Source organism: uncultured Intestinibacter sp., assembly GCF_902468165.1.
Lineage (GTDB): Bacteria > Bacillota > Clostridia > Peptostreptococcales > Peptostreptococcaceae > Intestinibacter.
This window is the reverse complement of record NZ_CABQXJ010000020.1, coordinates 1-25,953: the sequence shown is the minus strand read 5'-3', so window position 1 is coordinate 25,953 and position 25,953 is coordinate 1. Positions and strand designations below refer to the sequence as shown.

Annotated in this window: 22 protein-coding genes and 1 other annotated feature; of the genes, 18 read left to right on the top strand and 4 right to left on the bottom strand. The window is 29.2% G+C overall.

The features are described from left to right. The first annotated feature begins 8 nt into the window (after positions 1 to 8). The 11 genes from disA to RDX53_RS05500 all read left to right on the top strand — a co-directional run bounded on the left by disA (position 9) and on the right by RDX53_RS05500 (position 12,394). Positions 9 to 1,076: a DNA integrity scanning diadenylate cyclase DisA gene (disA, locus tag RDX53_RS05550; protein WP_307993825.1), complete on the top strand. Its 1,068-nt coding sequence runs from the start codon at positions 9 to 11 to the stop codon at positions 1,074 to 1,076. A gap of 64 nt (positions 1,077 to 1,140) precedes the next feature. Continuing rightward, entirely contained in the window at positions 1,141 to 2,241 is a 1,101-nt protein-coding gene (locus RDX53_RS05545) for a PIN/TRAM domain-containing protein (RefSeq protein ID WP_195931688.1), read from the top strand. A 156-nt stretch (positions 2,242 to 2,397) separates the two neighbouring features. Beyond that, positions 2,398 to 2,754, top strand: a complete 357-nt coding sequence (locus tag RDX53_RS05540) for a PTS glucitol/sorbitol transporter subunit IIA (RefSeq protein WP_295764045.1) — start codon at positions 2,398 to 2,400, stop codon at positions 2,752 to 2,754. A gap of 276 nt (positions 2,755 to 3,030) precedes the next feature. Next, on the top strand, positions 3,031 to 3,411 hold the full coding sequence (locus RDX53_RS05535) for a hypothetical protein (RefSeq protein WP_195931690.1): 381 nt from the start codon (positions 3,031 to 3,033) through the stop codon (positions 3,409 to 3,411). Between the two features lie 535 nt (positions 3,412 to 3,946). Further along, positions 3,947 to 4,909: a thiamine pyrophosphate-dependent dehydrogenase E1 component subunit alpha gene (locus RDX53_RS05530; protein WP_195931860.1), complete on the top strand. Its 963-nt coding sequence runs from the start codon at positions 3,947 to 3,949 to the stop codon at positions 4,907 to 4,909. A gap of 43 nt (positions 4,910 to 4,952) precedes the next feature. Continuing rightward, positions 4,953 to 5,939, top strand: a complete 987-nt coding sequence (locus tag RDX53_RS05525; protein WP_195931861.1) for an alpha-ketoacid dehydrogenase subunit beta — start codon at positions 4,953 to 4,955, stop codon at positions 5,937 to 5,939. Between the two features lie 421 nt (positions 5,940 to 6,360). Continuing rightward, a complete protein-coding gene (ispD, locus tag RDX53_RS05520; RefSeq protein ID WP_195931433.1) occupies positions 6,361 to 7,077 on the top strand; it encodes a 2-C-methyl-D-erythritol 4-phosphate cytidylyltransferase in 717 nt (238 codons plus the stop codon). Between the two features lie 253 nt (positions 7,078 to 7,330). Continuing rightward, positions 7,331 to 7,813, top strand: coding sequence for a 2-C-methyl-D-erythritol 2,4-cyclodiphosphate synthase (ispF, locus tag RDX53_RS05515; protein ID WP_195931432.1), 483 nt, complete (start codon positions 7,331 to 7,333; stop codon positions 7,811 to 7,813). Between the two features lie 45 nt (positions 7,814 to 7,858). Next, positions 7,859 to 8,071: a binding site (T-box leader), on the top strand. Positions 8,072 to 8,127: 56 nt separating this feature from the next. Continuing rightward, entirely contained in the window at positions 8,128 to 9,843 is a 1,716-nt protein-coding gene (locus RDX53_RS05510) for a proline--tRNA ligase (protein ID WP_295733831.1), read from the top strand. Positions 9,844 to 9,984: 141 nt separating this feature from the next. Beyond that, positions 9,985 to 11,469 carry a glutamate--tRNA ligase gene (gene gltX, locus RDX53_RS05505; protein WP_195931430.1) on the top strand — a complete coding sequence of 495 codons (1,485 nt, stop codon included), beginning with the start codon at positions 9,985 to 9,987 and terminating at the stop codon, positions 11,467 to 11,469. 268 nt (positions 11,470 to 11,737) lie between these two features. Beyond that, on the top strand, positions 11,738 to 12,394 hold the full coding sequence (locus RDX53_RS05500) for a YitT family protein (protein ID WP_307993824.1): 657 nt from the start codon (positions 11,738 to 11,740) through the stop codon (positions 12,392 to 12,394). A gap of 122 nt (positions 12,395 to 12,516) precedes the next feature. Here the strand turns inward: RDX53_RS05500 and RDX53_RS05495 are convergent, their stop codons facing one another. Both RDX53_RS05495 and RDX53_RS05490 read right to left on the bottom strand, forming a co-directional pair. Continuing rightward, positions 12,517 to 13,983 (bottom strand): MFS transporter, encoded by a 1,467-nt coding sequence (locus RDX53_RS05495; RefSeq protein ID WP_295763771.1) that lies wholly within the window; start codon positions 13,981 to 13,983, stop codon positions 12,517 to 12,519. Positions 13,984 to 14,440: 457 nt separating this feature from the next. Further along, positions 14,441 to 15,793: an APC family permease gene (locus tag RDX53_RS05490; protein ID WP_195931862.1), complete on the bottom strand. Its 1,353-nt coding sequence runs from the start codon at positions 15,791 to 15,793 to the stop codon at positions 14,441 to 14,443. A 1,204-nt stretch (positions 15,794 to 16,997) separates the two neighbouring features. On the opposite strand from RDX53_RS05490, the gene RDX53_RS05485 reads away from it, so the two are divergent. From RDX53_RS05485 to RDX53_RS05455, 7 genes are all read left to right on the top strand, one after another. Beyond that, entirely contained in the window at positions 16,998 to 17,861 is an 864-nt protein-coding gene (locus tag RDX53_RS05485; RefSeq protein ID WP_195931345.1) for a transporter substrate-binding domain-containing protein, read from the top strand. Positions 17,862 to 17,933: 72 nt separating this feature from the next. Beyond that, positions 17,934 to 18,692: an amino acid ABC transporter permease gene (locus tag RDX53_RS05480; RefSeq protein WP_195931344.1), complete on the top strand. Its 759-nt coding sequence runs from the start codon at positions 17,934 to 17,936 to the stop codon at positions 18,690 to 18,692. A 20-nt stretch (positions 18,693 to 18,712) separates the two neighbouring features. Further along, positions 18,713 to 19,450 (top strand): amino acid ABC transporter ATP-binding protein, encoded by a 738-nt coding sequence (locus RDX53_RS05475; protein WP_195931343.1) that lies wholly within the window; start codon positions 18,713 to 18,715, stop codon positions 19,448 to 19,450. A gap of 355 nt (positions 19,451 to 19,805) precedes the next feature. Continuing rightward, on the top strand, positions 19,806 to 20,744 hold the full coding sequence (locus RDX53_RS05470; RefSeq protein WP_307993823.1) for an NAD-dependent epimerase/dehydratase family protein: 939 nt from the start codon (positions 19,806 to 19,808) through the stop codon (positions 20,742 to 20,744). Between the two features lie 138 nt (positions 20,745 to 20,882). Continuing rightward, on the top strand, positions 20,883 to 21,338 hold the full coding sequence (locus RDX53_RS05465; RefSeq protein WP_195931341.1) for an S-ribosylhomocysteine lyase: 456 nt from the start codon (positions 20,883 to 20,885) through the stop codon (positions 21,336 to 21,338). A gap of 70 nt (positions 21,339 to 21,408) precedes the next feature. Next, positions 21,409 to 22,134 (top strand): vitamin B12 dependent-methionine synthase activation domain-containing protein, encoded by a 726-nt coding sequence (locus RDX53_RS05460; protein WP_195931340.1) that lies wholly within the window; start codon positions 21,409 to 21,411, stop codon positions 22,132 to 22,134. Next, complete coding sequence (locus RDX53_RS05455; protein WP_195931339.1) at positions 22,100 to 24,493, top strand: homocysteine S-methyltransferase family protein; 2,394 nt, start codon at positions 22,100 to 22,102, stop codon at positions 24,491 to 24,493. The genes RDX53_RS05460 and RDX53_RS05455 overlap by 35 nt, the downstream gene beginning before the upstream one ends. Positions 24,494 to 24,720: 227 nt before the next feature. On the opposite strand, the gene RDX53_RS05450 is transcribed toward RDX53_RS05455, so the two are convergent. Both RDX53_RS05450 and RDX53_RS05445 read right to left on the bottom strand, forming a co-directional pair. Further along, positions 24,721 to 25,287 carry a chromate transporter gene (locus RDX53_RS05450; protein WP_195931338.1) on the bottom strand — a complete coding sequence of 189 codons (567 nt, stop codon included), beginning with the start codon at positions 25,285 to 25,287 and terminating at the stop codon, positions 24,721 to 24,723. Further along, positions 25,281 to 25,829, bottom strand: coding sequence for a chromate transporter (locus RDX53_RS05445; RefSeq protein WP_195931337.1), 549 nt, complete (start codon positions 25,827 to 25,829; stop codon positions 25,281 to 25,283). Before RDX53_RS05445 ends, RDX53_RS05450 begins: the two co-directional genes overlap by 7 nt. Positions 25,830 to 25,953 lie beyond the last annotated feature (124 nt).

The following is a 25,953-nucleotide window of genomic DNA, read 5'->3' as shown; positions in this document are numbered from 1 at the left end:
TAATTATTATGGATAATATAATTAATAACGAAGGTTTATTGCATGCTTTAAAAATGATATCTCCAGGGACCCCACTAAGAAAAGGTCTAGAAAATGTATTAAGAGCAAAAACAGGTGGGCTTATAGTTCTAGATTCAAATGAAGAGGTTATGAAAATTGTTGATGGTGGATTTAGGATAAATGCCGAATATTCACCAGCATATTTATACGAACTTGCAAAAATGGATGGGGCTATAGTACTTAGTGAAGACTCTAAGAGAATATTATTAGCAAATACACAATTAATACCAAACTACAATATACCTACAACAGAAACTGGGACTAGACATAGAACAGCAGAAAGAGTTGCAAAACAAACAGGAGCAATTGTAATTTCAATTTCACAAAGAAGAAATGTCATCACAGTTTATAGGAGAGATCAAAAATACGTTGTTGAAGAAATTGCAGAAGTGTTTTCTAAAGCAAACCAAGCTTTACAAACTTTACAAAAATATAAAGATGTATTAGATACATCTATTTATAACTTAAATTCACTTGAATTTAGTGATTTAGCCACAATTTATGATGTAATAGTTGTGGTTCAAAGTATGGAGAGAGTATTGAGAGTTGCACAAATAATAGAAGGGTACTTAGTTAACCTAGGTGAAGAAGGATATCTAGTAAGAATGCAGCTAGAAGAATTATTAGGTGGAACTGAAAAAAACCGACTTCTATTATTAAAAGACTACAAAAGAGAAAATATAGATTTAAACGAATGTAGTAGAAAAATTAGAAATTTATCAGAAGAAGATTTATTAAACAAGGTCAAAATTGCTAAAGTTTTAGGATATAGTGGAATTTCTGAAGATATGGACTTACAAGTTCAAACTAAAGGATATAGAATTCTAAACAAAGTACACAGACTACCAGTATCAATCATAGAAAACTTAGTAAATTATTTTGGAAACTTCCAAGAGATTTTACAAGCATCTATAGAAGAATTAGATGAAGTTGAAGGAATAGGCGAAATAAGAGCCACGTATATTAGAAATGGACTTATAAAATTAAAAGTAGTATTAGGAAATGGTCATATATAGTTAACATGATCAAGGTATTATAAAATTAAAATCAAAGGAGCAGAAAATTTAAGGGGGTGACACTTTGATAAGCAAAATAATTAGAATAATAATAGGATTATTAGGAGCTGCATTTGGAACCGCAGTGTATATAACTTTAGTTGAACTTTTACCAGGATTATTTACAAATGTGAATAATTATAAATATATAATAGCTATAGGAGCTGCATTAGCATTTGGTATTATTTTTTATATTATATCACCATGGATATTATCGAAAGTGAGAGAGGGTGTAAAACTTCTAGACAAGGAGATATCTAAATACCCACAATCTGATATATTATTGGGAACAATCGGTCTTATAGTTGGATTAGTAATAGCTTATTTAATAGTTAGTGGAATAGGTACATTTGTGAATATACCTATAATTACTGCAATAGTAGGTATATTAGTATATTTATTTATGGGATATATAGGTATCAGAATTGCTTTAAAAAGTAGAGATGATTTATTTAATATTAATAAATTAAGCAGGCTTACAACATCTTTAAATAAAGAAAAACAATCTAAAAAAGAGACAATAGTAAAGAAAATACCACCTAAGGTTTTAGATACAAGCGTAATAATTGACGGTAGAATAGCTGACATATGTAAAACTGGGTTTATTGAAGGAAAATTAGTTATACCAAGATTCGTATTAAACGAACTACAACATATAGCTGATTCATCTGATGATTTAAAAAGAGTTAGAGGAAGAAGAGGTCTTGATATACTAAATTCAATTCAAAAAGAACTTGATATAGAAGTTGAAATAAGCGATAAAGATTTTGAAGATATACCAGAAGTAGACAGCAAACTTCTAAAATTAGCAGAAACTATAGGAGGAAAGGTCGTTACAAATGATTTTAACCTTAATAAAGTCGCTCAATTCCAAGGAGTAGAAGTCCTAAACATTAACGAATTGGCTAATGCAGTAAAACCAGTTGCTATACCTGGAGAGCATATGATGGCACAAGTCGTTAAAGAAGGTAAGGAACAAAATCAAGGAATAGCTTATTTAGATGATGGAACAATGATAGTAGTAGATGGAGGAAGAAAATATATAGGTGAAACTATAAATGTATTAGTTACATCTGTACTTCAAACTCCAGCAGGAAGAATGATTTTTGGAAAGCCTAAGAACTAAATTTAATATAATGTTTCGAAAGTAAAAACGTGGCTAATTAGAATAAAAGAGAGACATAAGGTCTCTCTTTTTTATTACTATAAAATTCCAAAAAAATATTGCATAAATATACAAATGAATTAAAATTAAATAAAGAGCAGATTAAGGGGGATAAATATGAAATATAAAACTAAAGTAACGGCAATTGGGGCAATGGTGCAAGAACTTGCAGAAGACGGAAATCTAATAATACTTTTTAATGATGATATAAATGATTCGGATTTAAAAGATATATCTGTTTCACATGAAGTTGGGGTATTAAATGAAGAGATATTTGTTGGGGACAAATTAACTATAGGGGATAAGATTTTTGATGTAACATCTGTTGGAAATATAGCTACTAAAACATTAAAAGATTTAGGACATTGCACATTAAAATTTGATGGAGATATTAAATCTAACTTGCCAGGTGAGATACATGTAAGAGGGTTAGTACCAGAAATAAAAGTTGGAGATATAATATCTTTTGAATAAGAAAAAGTATATGTATTATAAATAAAATTAATAAAATTATGCATTAGAGGAAACCTTGGTAGTAATATAGAATAACTATTCAGGTTTTCTTTTAATATTTAGGATTAGTTTTAATATTTAGGATTAGTTTTAATGTTTATTGTAAATTTAATAATTATATGGAAAACGATACCATTAAGCTAAAACCTATTGATTTATAATTAAAATAAAGGCACAATAATAAAAAGGGGAATTTTTATTATTTAAGATAAGAATTTTATTAATGGGGGTAAATAAATGAATAAATATAAATCTATTATTATAAAGAGAGGTCCAAAAGGTTGGGGTGGTCCGTTAACAATTGTTCCAACCCAAGTGAAAAATAAAATATTAGTTGTTACAACAGATGGATTTCCACCGTTGGCTAAATATATAGCTAACTTAACAGGGTGTGAATTAATAGATGGATTTAAGATAATGGTACCGGAAGAAGAAGTTGTACTAGCTATAATAGATTGCGGAGGCATTGCTAGATGTGGGATTTATCCCAAAAATGGTATACCAACTATGAATTTAAATTCAACAGGAAAAAGTGGACCATTATCTAATTTTATAACAGAAGAATTATATGTATCTGATGTAAAAGAAAATACTATTTTTCTTTATAATATAGAATAAAATATTTATCATTTTTATTATAAATGTAAAAAATTCATTTAAAATTGATGATATTAGTATTTAATAAAAAAGAAAATACAAATTTATTTATTTAATATAAAGAAATAGATTATATTCATTTATAAGAAATTTAGCATAGAGGTTTTAACTAAAATGAAAAATGAATAAAATAGAATAAAAGTATAATAAGTTTATATATAAATTTGCTATACTTTCTATTTATTACAAAAGTTACTATATAAATTACCTAAAGTTATTTAAAGTTTAACAATATTGACAAATAATATAGCCGATATTACAATGGACTTTAAAAAGAACCTATATAAAAATTAAAGTTTAATAACTTAAAAATATAATGAGTATTAGATATAAGAATGGATAAATTAAGGTATATAAAAAATATGTAATTTTTATACTTTATATAAATTAGTAACTAATATACCTAAAATAAAAAGATGATAATATTTAAGAATTAATTATAATAAAAGCAAAATCGGTTAAAAATCACAAAATAAATAAGTTATAGGAGGAACGTATGTCAATTTCAAAGGAAATAATGCTTGAGATGTATAAAAGAATGGATCAAGCTAGAAAATTTGAAGAAAAAGTATGCTACTTTTTCTCAAAAGGTATGATACATGGAACTACACATCTATCTATAGGACAAGAAGCATCAAGTGTTGCAGCAGTTATGGCACTTGATGATGGAGATTTAGTTTCAATGACACATAGAGGTCATGCTTTGTCTATTGGTATGGGAATAGACCTAAACAAAATGATGGCAGAATTAATGGGAAAAGTTACAGGATATTGTAAAGGTAAAGGTGGCTCAATGCATATAGCTGACCTTGAATCTGGAAATTTAGGTTCAAACGGTATTGTTGGTGGAGGTCTTACATTAGCTCCAGGAGCAGCTCTTACTCAAAAATACAAAAAGACTGGTAAAATTGTTTTATGTTCTTTCGGAGATGGAGCATCAAACGAAGGAGCGTTCCATGAAGGGGTAAACCTTTCTTCTGTTTGGAAATTACCAGTCATTTTTTATTGTGAAAATAATCTATACGGAATGTCTACAGCGCAATCTAAAGTTATGAATGTAGAACATGTAGCTGATAGAGCATCTAGTTATGGAATTGAAAGTTTTATAGTTGATGGATATGATGCAGAGGCTGTTTATGAAACAGTTCAAAAAGCTGCAGAAATATGCAGAAAAGGGGAAGGTCCAGTATTAGTAGAAGCTAAAACTTATAGATGGGCAGGACACTCTAAGTCTGATAAAAATGTCTATAGAACTGAAGAAGAAATAGATTCATGGAAACAAAAAGATGGACTTATAAAATTAAGAAATAGAATACTAGAATTAGGATATGCGACTGAAGAAGAGTTACAAGCGTTAGAAAAACAAGTAGAACAAAATATTGAAGATGCAGTTGAATTTGCTAAAAATAGCCCAGAACCATCACTAGATACATTAGAACAGGATGTATATGCTGACTAATTAAGATTATGGACGGAAGGATTTGCGAGGAGGTTTAATAAACATGCAAATGAGAGAAATAACATATAAAGAAGCCGTAAGAGAAGCTATGGTTGAAGAAATGAGAAGAGATGAAGATATCATCTTTTTAGGAGAGGATATCGGAATTTATGGAGGCGGATTCGGTGTTTCTGTTGGAATGATAGAAGAATTTGGTCCGGAGAGAATTCTTGAAACACCTATATCGGAAGCAGCTATAGCAGGATGTGCAGCAGGTGCGGCAGCAACTGGTTTAAGAACTATAATGGAAATTATGTTTAGTGATTTTATAACAATAGCTATGGATGTAATCGTAAATCAAGCAGCAAAAATGAGATATATGTTCGGAGGAAAAGCACAAGTTCCTATGGTAGTTAGATGTCCAGGTGGATCAGGGACAGGAGCAGCAGCACAACATTCACAAAGTTTAGAAGCATGGATGTGTCATATACCTGGGGTTAAAGTTGTTGCACCATCAACTCCAGCAGATGCAAAAGGATTATTAAAAGCCGCAATAAGAGATAATAATCCAGTAATTTTCTATGAAAATAAACTACTTTATAAAACTACAGGATTAGTTCCAACTGAAGATTATGTAATAGAACTAGGAAAAGCAAATATAACTAGAGATGGTTCAGATATCACAGTAGTAACTTACGGTAGGATGTTAGAAAGATGTGAAATGGCGGCAGAAAAATTAAAAGATGAAAATATAAATGTTGAAATAATAGATTTAAGAACATTATATCCAATGGATAAAGATACAATAATAAAAAGTGTCTGTAAAACAGGAAGAGCATTAATAGTTCATGAAGCATCAAAAACAGGTGGTTTAGGAGGAGAAATATCAGCTTCAATAGTTGAAAGTGAAGCATTCAATCATCTAAAAGCACCAGTTAAAAGATTAGGTGGAAAAGATGTACCAATTCCATATAATCCAACATTAGAGGCAGCAGTTGTGCCAAATACTGATGAAATTATAGATACAATAAGAGATTTAGTTAATAGATAAATATAATAAAAATAAAGGGACTATCGCAAAATAAAATTGACGGTAGTCCCTTTTTAATTTCCAACCATAATTTATTTAATAAGAAAAAACAAAAATTAATAAATATTCAAAAACAATAAAAATTTATTGTTTTTCAATAAATCTTTATTGACATATTTTGAAAATAGATATATTATTAAATTTGGAACATACAAAGTGATTTTTAACAAAGAATTTGCAAAAAATATTCCTACTTTAATATGACAACAATGATGAATAATTTATCTCAATTTTAATAAATTAGGAATATAATTAATTTGAAAAAATTTTTTATTTTAACTATAATGAATAAGGAATAAATATATACAAAAAATAATTAAGACCTGTAAGTGAAGAGGTCCTTTTATAACGCGTGGAAAATGAAAATTCAAGAGGTGAAATTATGAATAGTGTTGTTATTGTTGCTGCAGGAAGCGGAAGACGAATGAATCTAGACATAAATAAGCAATATATAAAATTAGACGAAAAAGAAATGATAGCTCATACGATAGATGTTTTCTATAGCAATGAAAATATAGACGAGATAATTGTCTGTATAAGAGAAGAAGAGGCATATTTTTTTGAGCATGAAATATTAGATAAATATGATTTTAGAAATATAAAAATAGCATATGGTGGTAAAGAACGACAAGATTCTATTTATAATGGATTAAAGCAACTAGATTCAAATAGTAATATTGTTTTAATACATGATGGAGCTAGACCATTCGTAAGTCATGCAATAATAAATGAAACTATAGAAGTTGCTAAGCAAAAAAAGGCAGCTGTAGTAGGTGTACCAGTTAGAGACACAATAAAAGTAGTTGAAAATGGAGTTGTTAAAAGTACACCAGCTAGAGAAACTCTATGGTCAGCACAAACACCACAGACTTTCGATAAAAATTTAATACTTAGAGCATATGAAAATGCATATGAAAAGAATTTTTATGGAACAGATGATTCAATGTTAGTAGAATTTTTAGGTCAAGAAGTTACTATGGTTTTAGGTTCTTATGAAAATATAAAAATAACAAATCCAGAAGATATCAATGTAGCAGAACAAATATTAGACTTAAGAAAAAAATCAAAAATGGGAAAAAGAATCAAAAAAATAGTATAATAATTTGAAATATAATTTAAATAATATATAGAAGTTTATACGGCTTATTTTTAGATAGGTGCAACGTATAATGATAGAAGGGTCTTTAATTGAGGGAATAATTCACACAATATAGAAGGGGACAAGTAAATTTATCATAATACGTTGCTTTTTAATTTAAATATTTAAACTTATAAACTAAATAAAAATACATATAAAAAGTTTTAGAATTTATTAATTTTAAATAATAATTCTAAAATTATAGGAGGGTAATATGAGAGTTGGAATAGGATATGACGTTCACAAATTAGTTGAAAATAGAAAATTGATATTAGGTGGTGTAGAGATAGAGCATGATAAAGGTCTTTTAGGACATTCTGATGCTGATGTATTAGTACATGCAATGATGGATTCTATCTTAGGGGCATTAGCTTTAGGCGATATTGGTAAGCACTTCCCAGATACAGATCCAAAATATAAGGGAGCAGATAGTATAAAGTTATTAGAATTTGTAAATAATTTAATAGAAAGTAAAGGTTATAAAGTAAACAATATAGACAGTATAATTGTTGCACAAGCACCTAAAATGGCTCCACATATCTTAAAGATGAGAGAAAATGTATCAAAGGCTATGAATATAGATATTGACTGTGTAAGCATAAAGGCAACAACAGAAGAAGGACTTGGTTTCACGGGGAACAAACAAGGAATATCATGCCAGTCAATCTGTTCTTTAATTAAAGTTGACAATAAATAATAAATAATATATTATAAAATAGATTATGAAAATCATTAAAATATAACAAAAGCAATGATTAAGAAATAGTAGAAAATTTGAGTCTTTACAGAGAGGGAGCGTTGGTGAGAGTTCCTATGATGATGTTTTTGAACCAGTCTTTTAGCATAAAAACGGTAAAAAGTTTTTACGGTAGGGACCGTTATATCCCCATGAGAGAGCTTCTTATTGTAAGCTAATTAGAGTGGTACCGCGGAAATATAACCTTTCGTCTCTTTTTATAGAGATGAAGGGTTTTTTTAATACAGAAAAAACTTAAGGAGGAATAATCAGAGATGAGAATGTCAAAAATGTTAATGCCAACATTAAAAGAAATACCATCTGATGCAGAGATAACAAGTCATCAGTTAATGCTTAGAGCTGGTATGATAAGAAAAATGGCATCAGGAATTTACAACCAATTACCAATGGGTATAAGAGTCTTCAGAAAAGTAGAAGATATAATAAGAGAAGAAATGAACGCTAAAGGGGCACAAGAAATATCATGTGCACTATTAGTTCCTGCTGAGTTATGGCAAGAATCAGGAAGATGGGATGTTATGGGTCCTGAAATGTTCAGATTAAAAGACAGAAATGGTAGAGATTACTGTCTTGGACCAACACATGAAGAAACTTTCACACACATAGTAAGAAATGAAATAACTTCATACAAACAACTTCCTCTTAACTTATACCAAATCGAAACTAAATTCAGAGATGAAAGAAGACCAAGATTTGGTGTTATGAGAACTAGAAACTTCACAATGAAAGATGCTTACAGCTTTGATGCTGACCAAGAAGGATTAGATAAATCATACAACGATATGTTTGATGCATACACTAGAATATTTGCTAGATGTGAATTAGACAACAGTCCAGTTCAAGCAGACTCTGGTGCTATGGGTGGTTCTGCATCTGCAGAATTCATGGTTAAATCAGAAGTTGGTGAAGATGAAATAGTATTCTGTAGTGGATGCGATTATGCAGCAAATATAGAAAAAGCTACTTCAGTTAACCACGAAGCATCAACTGAAGAAATGAAAGAAATGAGTGAAATAGAAACTCCAAATGTTCACACAATAGAAGAATTACAAGACTTCTTCAAAATGGAAGCTGGACAATTTGCAAAAACATTAATATACTATGCAGACGGAAAAACAGTAGCAGTAGTTGTTAGAGGAGACAGAGATGTTAACGAAACTAAAGTTGCTAATGCTATAGGTGGAGCTGTTGAGTTTGAACTTGCAAGCGAAGACACAATAAAAACAGTTACTGGTGCAGAAGTTGGATTTGCTGGACCAATAGGAATAAAAACTGATTACTTATTCATAGACCAAGAAGTAGTTGATCAAAGAAATGTTATAATCGGTGCTAACAAAACTGGTTACCATATACAAAATGCTAACTTCGGTAGAGATTTCGAAGGGCAAGTTGGTGATTTCAGAAATGTTCAAGAAGGAGATAAATGTCCAAAATGTGGTGAATCTCTTGAAATAATGAGAGGTGTTGAAGTTGGACACATATTCAAATTAGGAACTAAATATTCTGAAGCTATGGGAGCTACTTTCTTAGACCAAAACGGTAAATCTCAACCAATGATAATGGGATGCTACGGAATAGGTGTTGAAAGAACTGTTGCAGCTGTAATAGAACAACATCATGACGAAAACGGAATAATATGGCCATTAGCATTAGCTCCATACCATGTAGTTGTTGTTCCAGTTAACGTTAAGAAAGAAGAACACTTAGAAAACGCTGAAAAAATATACAATGAATTACAAGCAGCTGGTGTAGAAGTATTATTAGACGACAGAAATGAAAGAGCTGGATTCAAATTTAAAGACTCTGATTTATTAGGTATACCAATGAGAATTACTGTTGGTAAAGATATAGTAGACGGAAAAGTTGAGTTCAAATTAAGAAAAGAAGCTGACAAAGAAATAATATCTGTTGATGAAGTATTAGACAGAGTAAAAGCTGAATTTGTTAAAAACAACGTAAAATTAGGATAAATTAATCTAAAAAATAAAGCTCAATTACTTTATAATATAGGGATTGAGCTTTATAATAGATAAAGTATAAATTATAAATAATATTACTAAAAATGATAGTAGATCATAAAACTATTATCACTTAAAAATAGGAGGTAAAACATGAGTGAAGTAAGAGTAAGATTTGCTCCAAGTCCAACTGGATTTGTTCATATAGGTAGTTTAAGAACTGCTTTATACAACTACTTATTTGCTAAAAAAATGGGCGGAAAATATATATTAAGAGTAGAAGATACTGATAGAACTAGATTAGTTGATGGTGCTATAGAAAACATGCTAAATGCTATGAAATGGGCTGGCGTTAACCATGACGAAGGTGTTATGTTAGACGAAAACGGAAACGTAGTTCAAAAAGGTGAATATGGACCATACATACAATCAGAAAGATTAGATATATACCAACAATATATAAAAGAATTATTAGATAGCGGAAAAGCATACTACTGCTTCTGTACAAAAGAAAGATTAGACGAAGTAAGAGAAAAACAAAAAGAAGCTGGTGAAACTCCAAGATACGATGGTCACTGTAGAGATTTAACTCAAGAAGAAATAGACGCTAAAATAGCTGCTGGTGAACCATATGTAATAAGATTAAAATTACCAGAAAATCACGTAATAAGATTTACAGATTTAGTTAGAGGAGAAACTGAATTCAACACTAACGACTTAGATGATCAAGTATTAATAAAAACTGATGGATTCCCAACTTACCACTTTGCAGTTGTAGTTGATGACCATCTAATGAAAATAACTCACGTAATAAGAGGGGAAGAATGGGTTTCTTCAACTCCAAAACACGTTTACTTATACGAAGCATTCGGATGGGAAGCTCCAAAATTCGTTCACTTACCAAACATACTTAATAAAGAAAAGAAAAAATTAAGTAAGAGACATGGTGACGTTGCAGTAGAAGACTTCAAGAAAAAAGGATACTTACCAGAAGGATTAGTTAACTATGTTGCATTAGTTGGTTGGTCTCCAGAAGAAAACAAAGAAATATTCTCTATGGAAGAATTAGAACAAGCATTCTCTATAGAAAGAGTTTCAAAAAGTGGTGGAGTATTTGACACAGAAAAATTAAACTGGGTCAACCAACACTACATGAAAGATGGAGATGATGATGTTTTAACTAAATTAGCTATACCATTCATCGTTGAAGCTGGATATGTAACTGCTGAAGAAGCTGAAGAAAAATACGACTTCTTAAAATCAATAGTATCTTTATTAAAAGAAAAATTACACTTTGTAAAAGAAATAACTGACCATATATCAATATTCTTTGGAGATAAAGTAGAAGTTGAAACTGAAGAAGGTGCAGAATTCTTAAAAATGGAACACATACCTACTTTAGTTAATGCTTTAGAAGAAAAAATATCAGAAGTAGATGTTTTAACTGAAGAAACAGTACAAGCTATATTAAAATCTATCCAAAAAGAATACAAAATAAAAGGTAAAAACCTATACATGGGTACTAGAATACCTCTTACAGGGCAAATGCACGGTGGAGATTTAGCTAAAACTATGGTTATATTAGGTAAAGATCTTTGCTTAAAAAGATTAGCATATGCTAAAGAAAATTTAATATAATTTATTTGTAAAAATAAATATTAATATAAAAAATCCAAATCAGATATTATATCTTAGATTTGGATTTTTTTATGTTTAAACTCGAAACCATAGTTAAATTAAATGATTTTATTTGTATAACTATATAATTTATTATTATATTCATGAGATTTTAAAATTTGTAAGTTCTACAAAAAAATATAACTATGAAAAAACAATTTAATTTGTTATCATATATTGTATGCATTAAATTATATAAATTTAGACAACAAAAAGGGAGAATATAGTTATGAAGAAATATGACATAGCAAAAGCTATAAAAGAGTATTTTATAGTGACAGTTGGTGTAATATTAGTTGCTTTTGGGCTTCAATATTTTTACTCACCTAACGATATAGCAGGAGGCGGGTTAAGTGGTTTATCATTAGTTATAAATCATTATGTACCAGCACTATCAATAGGAACTCTAGTATTTTTAGGTAATTTAATATTATTTGCAATAGCGTTTTTATTAATTGGTAGCGACTTTGGTGCAAAAACTATATACGCAAGTTTTGCATTATCATTTGTAATGGACTTTATGGAAAAAGTAATGCATAGTTATGCATTAACAACTAATTTAGCTTTAGCAGCTTTATGTGGGACTTTAATAATAGGAACAGGTCTTGCAATAGCATTTTCAATAAATGCATCTACGGGTGGAACTGATATATTAGCTAAAATATTAAATAAATATACAAACTTTAATATAGGAATAGCTTTATTAATGGTAGATTTATTCGTTGTTGTAGCTGGTGCATTTACTTTCGGACTAAACAAAGGATTCTATTCATTAATAGCTGTAATAGTAAATGGATTATTAGTAGATAGAGTAATAGATATGATAGCTAAACATAAAGAGAAAAAAGCTTTAGAAGAGTCAAATAAAGAGGAAACAGTAGCTTAATAATATATAATGTACACAGAATAGATTAAAAAAAAGAGAGTTTATTATAAAACTAAAAGAAAGGGAGTATTGAAAAATAGTTTTTATACTATTTTGCAACACTCCCTTTTTTATTAAAATTTTTATGCTAAAGCTTCGTATTCCTCTTTAGCAGCTAATTTTATTTCAGCTATTTTTTCTTGTACTTCTTTCATTTTTTCATCATCTAATTCATAGAATTTCATAGCTATTAGTGAAGCAATCCATCCTAACATTGGCATTCCTATGTATAATCCAACTGTCACCCAGAATACACCAGGAGTATAAGCATCTCCAACTTGAGGCATTGCAGAAGTATATCCTATATATGCAACAGCAAGACCAACTATAGTTGTACCAAAGGATGATATCATTTTATCAACGAATGAGAATAAAGTTCCCATCATACCAGGTACATATCTTCCTGTTAAATAAGTTTCATAATCTGCACAGTCAGCTATCATAGGTATAACTATACCACCAGATATTGAACCGAATCCTTTACCTAAGCACACTAAAGTTATCCATAAAACAGTCATCATTCCGAAGTTATCTAGAGAGATTTGAGTTGGATCTCCGAATACTAGTAAAGCAAATGCACCTATATAAGTTAAGATACATAACCATGTAAATCTAACTAATGCTTTTTTAGAACCAAATTTAGAAGCATATTTTGTTCCGATTAATATCATTATAAATGATGGAATCATTGTTATCATAGACATTTTACCATATAGTCCATAGTTACCCATTACTATACCATATAACATTACCATAACAGTTGAGTTATTACCTGCTTGTATTGCTAATTTATCAGTAGCTGCAGATACAACAAGCATTTGTAATGGACGATTTCCTTTTAAAACACTTACATAATCTCTAAATTTAACTTTAGGAGCTTTTTTACCAGTACCAAAGAACTCTATTCTATCTTTAGACCATATACCTGTAATTGCTAATGCAGTTAATACACCTGATATTAATATAAATGTTAGTGAGAATTCTTGCATTGCTTGGAATGTAAATCCACCATATTTAGGAGCTATATATCCAGATGCGTATTGAGCACCAGCTGCAAATATAAATAAGTTATAAATACTGTCGAATCTAGTGAATAAAGGTCTTTGAGATGGATCATTTGTTAAACAAGCTTGTCCAGCCTTAGTACAAGCTGTTTGGAACGTATATCCGATTATATATAGAGCGTAAAATACTATAAACCCAATCATTTTTAGATTTTCTGGGAATAAGTGTAGAGTATTATACATTGTCAATATACTTACTGCCATTATAGAATAACCTATAAGTATCATAGGTCTAAATTTACCAAATTTACCGTTTGTCTTATCAATTATAAATCCTATTATTGGGTCTGTGATAGCATCAAACATACGCATTGATGTTAGAAGTGATGATACTAATACTACTGATAATCCTACAACACCTGTTGCATAATAAGAAACATACCCCATTAAAAGCATTATTACATTTGTTGCTGTATTGTTGAATGCAAAGCACCCTATTTGCCATGTCTTGGCACGGTTATAGTTGATTTGTTTTGCTGTTTCCATTTTGTCCCCCTATTATTAAAGAATTGATAGTTTGTATTTTGTATGGATTGATTAATACTTAAATTAGTAAGATTTTAGAATTGGAATGATATAAAATTAACGATTGCGTATGAATAAAATATCCACTTCAATAACTTAAAAACGTTTTCTTGATATCGTTTAAAAAAAGTATTATATAATTAAGCTAAATTTTATTTTACACAATATAGAATGTGAATAAAAATTTAACATAAAAATATAAAAAAATATAACAATATATCTTTAATTCTAAAATTAACTTTTATTTAATTTATAAATTTAATTTCCATATCTTGTAATTAATAATAACATGTTTGCGACTTGTATGCAAGCGTTTTCTTAAAAATAAATTTTAGTTTAAAATATCAAATTAGAATATAAAAAAACTCCAGGCATTTTGCCTGGAGTTTATCTAATTGAATCAATAACTACAATTTGATTATGCAGCTAAATCATCACGATTATCTTTATTGTTTGATTTTTGTACAGCGTTGTATACAGGTAAACCTATTAATGTTATAACAACACCACCAAGTGATATCATTGTATTTGTTAAACCAGATAATAATAATTGGCTCACAACAACGAATAATCCACCAGCTATAGCCACCATTGGTATGAATGGATATAGAGGCACTTTGTAAGGTCTCTCTAAGTTAGGTTGATCTTTTCTTAATTTGAACACACCTATGAATGTTAATACGTAGAATGACCATACAGCAAACATTGATAAGTCTGTTAATAAGTTGAATTGTCCTGTTAAAGCATATAATACAGATACTACACCCATTGTTAAAGTAGCGTTAGCAGGAACACCATTTTTGTTTATTTTTCCGAAGAAATCACTACATGGTAAAGATTTTTGTGCACCTAAAGTGAATAATATTCTTGGTCCAGTTAATAAGTATCCGTTTAAAGCACCGAATACAGATATTAATATACCAACAGTTATGAATTTACCACCGAATGGTCCAAATATAGCTTCTGCAACTGCTGATGCAGGAGAAGAATATTGAGCTAATTCGTTAGCAGGTAATACCCATAAGTAAGCAACGTTTATTAATAAATAAACAGCCATAACTAAAGATAAACCACCTACGATTGCTTTAGGTAAGTCTTTTCCTGGGTTTTTCATTTCACCAGCTATAGCACCAACGTTTATCCAACCATCATAAGCGAATAATATAGCAACTAATAAAGAACCGATAACACCACCAGTTGAAACACCTTCTCCAACCATTGGAGTTAATATAGCGTTATCCCCGCTTCCTTTAATAAATCCGAAAACTATTATTAAAGCAAGAGGTATTAATTTACCTATTGTTGCAAATGTTTGTATAAACCCACCAGTTTTAGAACCTAAAGAGTTTAAAACAGATATAAATAATATAACACCTATAGTTATAGGTAATACTAATGCATTATTTCCTATTAATCCTGCACTTTGTTGTCCAAACATAACAGCTAAAGCAGCTATAGTTGCAGGGAAGAATAAAACCGCTTGCATCCATCCTGTTAAGAATCCTAATTTTTTACTGTATATTTCTTCGATGTAAACCATCATACCACCAGTTTTTGGTATAGCCGCAGATATTTCAGCAGCAGTAAGACCAGCAGCTATTGTCATAACACCTGCTATAACCCAAGCTATCATACCTAATCCAGGTGCTCCACCAGTTAAAGTGTATACAGCTTGTGGTTTGAAGAATACACCACCACCGATTACCATACCAACAACAGTTGATAAAGCAGCAGCGAATCCTAAGTTCTTTTGTAACTTATTGTTTTCCATTTGTATAAATCCTTTCTTGTGTAAATATAAAATTTTAAATTTAAAAAGTCATCATTAATATAATATTACTTTTTTATAAAAAAAACACCACACAAAAAAAGGAAATTTTTGATTGAATTAGAATTAAATAAAAATAATCATTTTGCATAATAATGAAAAAGATAGGAATGAACCTATATACAGCCATGCTTTGGACGTTATAGGGGAAAACGTAAGCAAATGTATAAATAAATAAATTTTTATATTTGCAAAACCTTTCCAGTGTTTTGGCATAGTATCACACAATAAATGGCAAACAAAACACATCCCAATTATAAATAATAATGGACGTAGTATATTATTTAAAGGTGTTAATTCAAACATTATACATAGTTTTGAGGATATAAACACATAAATCAAAAATACAGGATTAAAAACTGAATGTGTAATAAAATTTCTATGACCCTTTGAACCACCAAATAAAAATGGAAATTGTTTCTCAAGAATATCTGCATTTCTATACATATAATCTAATAATTTTCTTAAAGATGGAATCCAACTTATAAATAATAAGAAGAAATCTATTAAATTTATTATAGCTGCAAATATATAATTTATAATAATTTCAATACTTTTAACTTTAAGTGTATTTGAATTTGGATTGCCATTAAACATATTTAATGAAGATGGCAAAAAAGATAATGTAAGTATATTTTTCTTTATTGGTTTAATGAAAAATATACTAGCTAATAAAAATATAGCTATAATATAAAAATTAATACTACCACCTCCTAAAATGAATTTATAAATTTTATTCTATAAATATATGACTTATTTTGTCAATATAAGCAGATAAATTGCGAATATATAAGAAAAAGATAATTAAAAATTTTTAGCAAAAAATCTAAATTAGACGACTAATTTAAAATAATGAACAATTAAAAAAAAATAAAATTAAAACTTCAGTTATACAAAAACTAAAGTTTAAAAAATTTGGTTTATAATATTGAAAAAAATTCGCCATAGTGCTAGAATTTTAGTAATTTTAATAAATGGAATATAGTGGAAAAATAATTCAGAAGAGGGATTATTTTAAGAGTGGTTTCATAAATATTTACTATTGAGTTGAGGAAGATAAGATTTGTAAAGTTTGATGAGAGGATTCTTTGAGATATATTTTAAAATTTATTAAAATTCGGCGGATAAACAAAAGGGGGAATTTTTTATGAAAAAAAGAATATCGTTATTATTAGTAATGGTAATGTCATTAGCAATGATGTTAACAGGATGTAGTTCATCAAATAATGCATCATCTAATGCTTCGAGTGGTTCATCTAGTTCAAACAGTGATGATGAATTTAGAGTAGGTATGGAATGTGGTTATGCTCCATTTAACTGGACTCAATCTGATGACTCAAATGGAGGGGTAAAAATCCAAGGAAATGATGAATATGCAGGTGGATATGATGTTCAAATAGCTCAAAAAATAGCTGATGGATTAGGAAAAAAATTAGTTATAGTTAAAACTGAATGGGATGGATTAGTTCCAGCAGTACAATCAGGAAAGATAGACGCAATAATTGCTGGTATGTCTCCAACTGCTGAACGTAAAAAAACTATAGATTTTACAGATGTATATTATACTTCTGACTTAGTTATGGTTGTAAAAAAAGGTGGAAAATATGAAAATGCAACAAAATTAAGTGATTTTAAAGGTGCTACTATAACAGGACAATTAAACACTTTCCACTATACGGTAATTGATCAAATTGAAGGTGCTAAAAAAGATACTGCTATGGATAATTTCCCAGCAATGAGGGTAGCATTAGAATCAGGAAAAATAGATGGATATGTATCTGAACGTCCAGAAGGTGTAAGCGCTACAGCAGCAAATGATAACTTTGCTATGGTTGAATTTGCTAAAGGTCAAGGTTTTAAAACTTCTGCTGAAGATACAGCTATAGCTGTAGGTTTAGCAAAAGATAGTCCTTTAAAAGACAAAATAAATAAAATACTAGCAGGAATATCAGAAGATGAACGTAAAGATTTAATGGATCAAGCAATAAAAAATCAACCAGCATCAAAATAACTAGTAAAAATTTTAGTAAAGACCGGTTGTAGAAATGCAGTCGGTCTTTAGATGTGATTAAGGGGGAAAAATATGAGTTCGGAGTGGATTATACAAATTGCATCTCAAAACTGGAAAAGTTTTTTAACTGGTGCAGAAATGACATTATATATATCTTTAATAGGTACTGTGATAGGTTCTATAATTGGTATGTTGATAGGTGTTGTAAGAACTATACCAAAGGGAGACAAAGGGGCTAAAAAGGTATTTTTAACAATAATAAATGCAATATTAAATGCATATGTTGAATTTTTCAGAGGAACGCCAATGATAGTTCAAGCTATGGTTATTTATTATGGTTCTGATTTAGCTTTTGGAATTGATATGGATAGAACTTTCGCAGCAATATTTATAGTTTCTATAAATACAGGGGCATATATGGCAGAGATAGTTCGTGGAGGAATTATATCTATAGATAAGGGGCAATTTGAGGCTGCACAGGCTATTGGTATGAATCACATCCAAACAATGATAAATGTAGTATTACCTCAAGTTATAAGAAATATATTACCAGCTACAGGTAATGAATTTGTAATCAACATAAAAGATACATCAGTACTTAATGTTATAGGTGTAACAGAACTTTACTTTACAACAAAATCAATTGCAGGAAATAACTTCAGATATTTTGAATCATTCTTCATAACATGTATAGTTTATTTCATAATGACATTTACTATCACGAGAATATTACGTTTTGTAGAAAAGAAATTAGATGGACCTGAAAATTACAATATGACAGGAAATCAGATGCAAGTTCAAAAACCTGAAGATGCATTAAACAAAGCATAATAAATAGTGGAGGAAATAATATGGAAAATGTAATTGAAGTTAAACATTTAAATAAATCTTTTGGAACGCATGAAGTTTTAAAAGATATAGATTTTTCTGTTGAAAAGGGTGAAGTTGTTTGTATAATAGGTTCTTCTGGTTCAGGAAAATCAACACTTCTTCGTTGTATCAATTTATTAGAAATACCAAGTGGTGGAGAGATAATATATAACGGAGAAAATATATTAGACGAAAAACACGACATCTATAAATACCGTACAAAGTTAGGAATGGTATTCCAACAATTTAATTTATTTAATAATCATAATGTTTTAGGAAATTGCACTGTTGGACAAATTAAAGTATTAAAACGCTCAAAACAAGAAGCAGAAGAAGTAGCTATGAAATATTTAAAAATAGTTGGTATGGAGCAATTTATAAATGCTAAACCAAAGCAATTGTCAGGTGGACAAAAGCAACGTGTTGCCATTGCAAGAGCTTTATCTATGGAACCTGATGTTATACTATTTGATGAGCCGACTTCTGCGCTTGACCCAGAAATGGTAGGAGAAGTTTTAAAAGTAATGAAAGAATTAGCTGATTCGGGTCTTACAATGTTAGTTGTTACTCATGAAATGGGATTTGCAAAAGAGGTCTCTGATAGAGTCGTATTTATGGATAAAGGAGTAATAGCTGAAGAAGGAAGTCCAGAACAAATATTTAATAATCCTGTGCAAGAGAGAACTCGTGAATTCTTAAAACGTACTTTAAACAAATAGTAATTTTAAATTTAGACTTATGCAATTATTCTATTAAGACTCGACTAGAAAAAGGATTAGTAGTATTAAAGAAATAAATTAGACAAAATTTAATAGACTTGAAAAATAAAGATAAAATAGTATTAAGAAGGGCGTAAAATGTAGCGCCCTTTTTGCTATTTTTATATAAAAGTTAAATAAAAATAAATAACTATTTAAATGAATGTAAATTATAGTGAAAGAAATTGTGCATTTTTCTAAAAAAAATACACAGATAATTTTAATAATACAATAAAAATATTACAATATATGGTATTATTAAAGTGGCGTTACTTTTAAACTCAATAAATTTTTATCCATAAGGGGGGAATAAAAAATGGAGTCAGTTTTAATTATGGGAGGAAGCGATTTTATTGGCAAATCACTTGCTAAATATTTTATAAAACATAGACATAAGGTTGATGTTTTGACAACTGGAAGTATTGATTATGAAGGTGTAAATAAACATTTATTGTGTGATAGAAAGAATTTAGATGAATTAGAAAATGCCTTAAATGGAAATGAATACACATATATTTATGATATGACAGCATTTTTTAAATCAGAAATAGAGGACTTATTTAAATTTGTAAATCGAAAAAACTTAAAAAAATATGTTGTACTGTCTTCTTCCGCAGTATATAAAAAATCAGAAAAATATATATCAGAAGATGATGAAAAAGGGATTAATCCTGCCTGGGGTCAGTATGGAATTGAAAAAGTACAAGCAGAAAGTTATATTATAAATAGTGATATACCTTACATAATAATAAGACCAACTCACATTTATGGACCAGAAAATAATTTATATAGGGAGACTTATTTTTTTGATAGAATAAGAGAAGGGAAGGCTATTCCAGTACCTAGTGATAAAAATGAACCTGTAGTAAATCAATTTATATATATAGATGATTTCGTAAGGGTTTTATATAGTTTGATAAAAAATGATAAAGTTAGAGAAGTATATAATGTTGCAACTCCTCAACGTATCACGTGGAAGAAACTAATAGAAACATGTGGCGAAGTAGTCGGAAAAGAACCTATAATAAAATATGTAGATTCGGATAAAATAAAGATAAAAGAAAGAAGTTATTTTCCATTTAAAAATACTAGTTGCGTGCTAGAAATTGAAAAATTGATAGACCATGGTCTCTATATACCTAATATAATGCTAGAAAAGGGGCTCAGAAAAACATACGAATGGTATATCAAAAATAAACCTAAGATGGATGATAAAGAAATGCATGAAGTAGATCAGGTTTTAAAGATAGTGTAAATTAGTATTGAAATACCAGTTTTATTTACAAAAAACGGTAATTAATATATAATTTAAATATATTTGGATATTATAACGTCTAAAGAAAGTCTTTAGGCGTTTTTCTATATTAAAAACTATAAAAAAGGAGAGATTCAAATGGAAAAAGTAGAAAGTTTTAAATTAGATCATAATAAGGTAAAAGCACCTTTTGTGAGAAAATGCTGTGTATTAGAAGGTAAAATGGGGGATAAGGTAAGTAAATTTGATTTAAGATTTTTACAACCAAATAAAGAAGCTTTCGGAACAGCTGCTATGCATGGATTAGAACATTTATTAGCAACATATTTAAGAGAAGAATTAGATGATGTTATAGATTTATCTCCAATGGGATGCAGAACAGGTTTCTATTTAGTAATGTGGGGAGATGTCGATGCAAAAACAATAAAAGAAGGGCTAGAAAGAGCATTAGAAAAAGTTTTAAAAGCTGACAAGATGATAGCTGCGACTTCTGTTGAATGTGGAAACTATAGAGATTTATCATTATTTGGTGCAAAAGAATATGCTAAATATGTGTTAGAACAAGGATTCTCACTAAATATATATGGTGAATAATTAGAATATTTAAAATAAATAATACAAAGTTTGGAAAAAATATATCAATATGTATATGGAGAAATAAAAAATGATAGGAAGTCAAGAAAATATAATATCTAATGTATCATTAGACAAATTAGAGGTACTTAGATATTTAGGTCACAATGGTCAAGAAATTGATTCAGATTTAAATCTTAGAATAAATGAATGTATTAAAGAAACAAAAAAAGAGATTGATACAAAATATATTTATGAAATATATGATATAAAAAATGATTTAGATTTAAATACAATTGAATTTAAAAATACAAACTTAATATTAAAAAGTAAAGATGTAAGTGAATTGCTTAAGGATTGTGATAAATGTGTATTGATGTGTGCGACTCTTGGATTTAATATCGAAAAAAATATACGAAGATATAGCTATAATGACCTTACAAAAGGAATTATAGTAGATGCATGTGCTACGACTTCAATTGAAGAGATTTGTGATTTAATACAGGATAATATACTTCAACAAATGTCTAAGGAGGGTAAATCTCTTACTATGAGATATAGCCCTGGATATGGGGATTTAGATATAAGTGCTAATAAAGACATATTACAAGTATTAGATGCACATAAAAGAATTGGTGTAACAGTTACCAATACTGGAATAATGATTCCTAGAAAATCAGTAGTAGCATTAATTGGCATAACAAATAAAAAAATAGCAAAAGTTAAGCGAACATGTGAAAATTGTTCTAATAGATTTAACTGTGAATATAGAAGAAAGGCTGATGGTTGTGGAAGTAAGACAATATATACAAGATAATATATTAATATTTGACGGAGCAATGGGTACAATGCTTCAAAAAAAAGGCCTACAAGTAGGTGAAAATACTGAAGTATTTGGGTACGAAAATCCTGATATATTAGTTGATATACATAAAGAATATTATGAAGCAGGATCAAATGTTGCAACTACTAATACTTTTGGATGCAATGAGTTAAAGCTGCCACAAGGGTATGATTTAGAAAAAGTAATTGATTCAGCAGTAAAAGCTGCAAAAAAAGCGGCATCTTTAGTTAATAATGACAATGAAAAATATGTAGCTTTAGATATCGGTCCAATTGGTGAAATGTTAGAGCCTATGGGAACACTTAGTTTTGATAGAGCGTATGAAATATTTAAAAGACAAATGATTCAAGGGGAAAAATCAGGTGCAGATATAATTGTAATAGAAACTATGATGGATTTATATGAAATAAAGGCGGCTTTATTAGCAGCAAAAGAAAATACAAATCTACCTGTTTTCTGTACTATGACTTTTGATGAAAATGGAAGAAGTTTTACAGGATGTTTACCAGAAAGTATGGTAGTTACATTACAAGGATTAGGAGCAGATGCAGTAGGGGTTAACTGCTCACTAGGGCCAGACTTATTATTACCAATAGTAGAAAAAATACTTACAAGAGCAACTATACCAGTAATGGTACAAGCAAATGCAGGCTTACCATGTATCAAATGTGGTGAAGCTGTATATGATATGACGGCAGAACAATTTTTAAGCGGTGCATCTAAGTTTGTAAAAATGGGTGCAAAAATTATAGGTGGATGTTGTGGTACAAATCCTGAATTTATAAAAGCTTTATCACAAAATATAAAAAATGTAGAAGTCAAACCAATCGAAAAGAATTTAGAATGTGTGGTTTGCTCTCCATCAAAAATTGTTGAGATAACAGGACCAACAGTAATGGGAGAAAGATTAAATCCAACAGGAAGAAAACCGCTACAAGATGCATTAATAAGTGGAAATTTAGATTATGTTGTTAGTTTAGGTCTTGATCAAGTTGAGGAAGGCGCTGAAATATTAAACATGAATGTAGGTCTTCCTGAAATAGACGAAAAAGCTATGATGCCAAAAGTTATAAAGACATTACAAGAGATTATAAACGTACCGATACAGATTGACTCATCTAACGCGGACGCATTAGAACAAGGACTTAGATATTATAACGGAAGAACAATTGTAAACTCAGTAAATGGCAAAGAAGAATCACTAAATAAAATACTTCCTCTTGCACAAAAATATGGAGCTGGCTTAGTAGGATTAACATTAGATGAAGCTGGAATACCTAAAACAGCAGAAGGAAGATTTGAAATAGCTAAAAAAATTGTTGAAAGAGCAGAAAGTTATGGAATAAGAAGACAAGATATATTTATAGACTGTTTATCTTTAACAGTATCAGCACAACAAGAAGAAGCTATGGAAACTATAAAAGCTATTAGAATGGTAAAAGAAAACCTAGGTTGTAAAACTATTTTAGGGGTTTCTAATATATCATTTGGAGTTCCAAATAGAAAAGCACTAAACTCAACATTTTTAAATTTAGCACTAGGTGCTGGGCTTGATTTAGCGATAATAAATACATCAGAACCTGTTATGATGGAATCTATGTATGCATATAGAGTGATAAACAATATAGACAAAGGTTGCGAAAAATATATAGAAAAATATATGGATAATACAACTATATCAATCAACAAAACATCTAACAATAACCAAAAAGATATGTCTTTAGATATGTTAGTTGAAAGAGGATTAAAAGAAGAAACGAAAGAATTAACATATAAGTTGCTTGAAGAATATGATGGACATTATATTTTAGACGAAATGTTAATACCTGCTCTTGATAAAATTGGAGTAAAATATGACAAAGGAGAAATATTCTTACCTCAAATGATTCAAGCAGCAGAAACAATAAAAGTAGCATTAAACATCATAAAAGATAAGTTAAATGCTAATATTGATAATACAAATGGAACAAAAGGTAAAATAATAATTGCTACAGTAAAAGGCGATATACATGATATCGGTAAAAATATCGTAAAAATCATGCTAGAAAATTATGGATATGAAGTTATCGATTTAGGAAAAGATGTTCCAATTGAGACAGTAGTAGAAACTGCTAAAAAACAAAACATAAAGCTAATCGGATTAAGCGCCCTAATGACAACAACTGTACAGAATATGAAGGATACAATACAAGCTATAAAAGATGCTGGCATTGATGCAAAGGTTATAGTTGGGGGTGCAGTTTTAACAGAAGAATATGCAAAAAAAATAAATGCAGACTACTATGCAAAAGACGCAAAAAGCTCTGTTGAGATAGCAAAACTCACTTTTTAAAAAATAATGTGGAAATCAAGTATAAAAGTATGTTAAAATATAAAAGATATTTAAGGGGAACAAATTTATTTTTTCCCCTTAAATAATGTAGCAAAATATGCTACTATATTGAATATAGGTCATTAATTTAGAAATTTATATAAATTTTAATTAATGATGTTAAATTAAAAATTTCTCGTCAACACAAAAAGAGGCTATATAATAGCCTCTTTTTGTTTTGCAAAAATTTAAAATGATAATAAAATACCAACTACTGCTGATAAAGCAATATATATAACTGGATGTTTATTTGTATATTTTATTAAGAAGAATAAAATAAATGCAAAAATAATTGATTTAAAGTTAAATAAATCGACAAATTTGGATGTAATATTATATTTATCTAAATAAAACATAGTTATTTCTACAACGCCCCAGCAAGCACCTACTATTAGACCAGTCGAAGTTGGTCTTATTGTATGAAAAACAGCCTCTACATATGGATTTTGTTTGAACTTCTTTAAGAATTTAGAAATAATAACTATAATAACTAATGCTGGACAAATTAATCCCAAAGTAGCAACTATTGATCCGACTACGCCTGATACTGAAAAACCTACATAAGTAGCCATATTTACTCCTAATGGTCCTGGAGTAGATTCTGATACAGCTATCATATTAGTTAAATCATTTTTTGAAAACCAACCAGTTGTTTCACTTATATTATATAAAAATGGCATTGTAGCAAGTCCGCCACCTACTGCGAAAAGACCTGTTTTAAAAAATTCGAAAAATAATCTCAAAAGTGTTAACATTCCTCTTTACCTCCCCTAAATTTATAAATTAGAGCTCCTATAAGACCAGAAATAATAATATAAATGATAGGAGATAGACTAGTTACTATTGATAATAGTGAAACTGCTATAAAAATTGCGAAAGTAAGTTTATCGACTACAGATTTTTTGCTAAGTTTAATTATGGCATTTAAGATTAATACACATACACAAACTCTAACACCATTAAATGCATGAATTACAATTGGTAAATCAGCAAAATTGCTTAAAAATGCAGCTATAAGAGTAATTATTACTACTGATGGTGTTACTACTCCTAAAGTTGCTATAACTCCTCCTATAAAACCAGCCATTTTATATCCTATAAAAGTAGCAACATTTACAGCTATAACACCAGGCGTACATTGACCGATAGCGTAATAGTCCATTAATTCTTCTTCTGTTGCCCACTTTTTATTTTCAGCAACTTCTCTTTGTAATATTGGTAACATTGCATAACCTCCACCAAATGTTAACCCTCCGATTCTGGCAAAGGTTAAAAATAAGTCGAGTAAAATATTCATACCTTAAAATCCCCTTCCTAAAGTTTATATGAAAATTTTAGCATAGTTATATATATATTAAAAATATATAATAAATATAGGTAATATACTTTTTTAGTATAGTTAAAATAAAAGTAAATTTTAT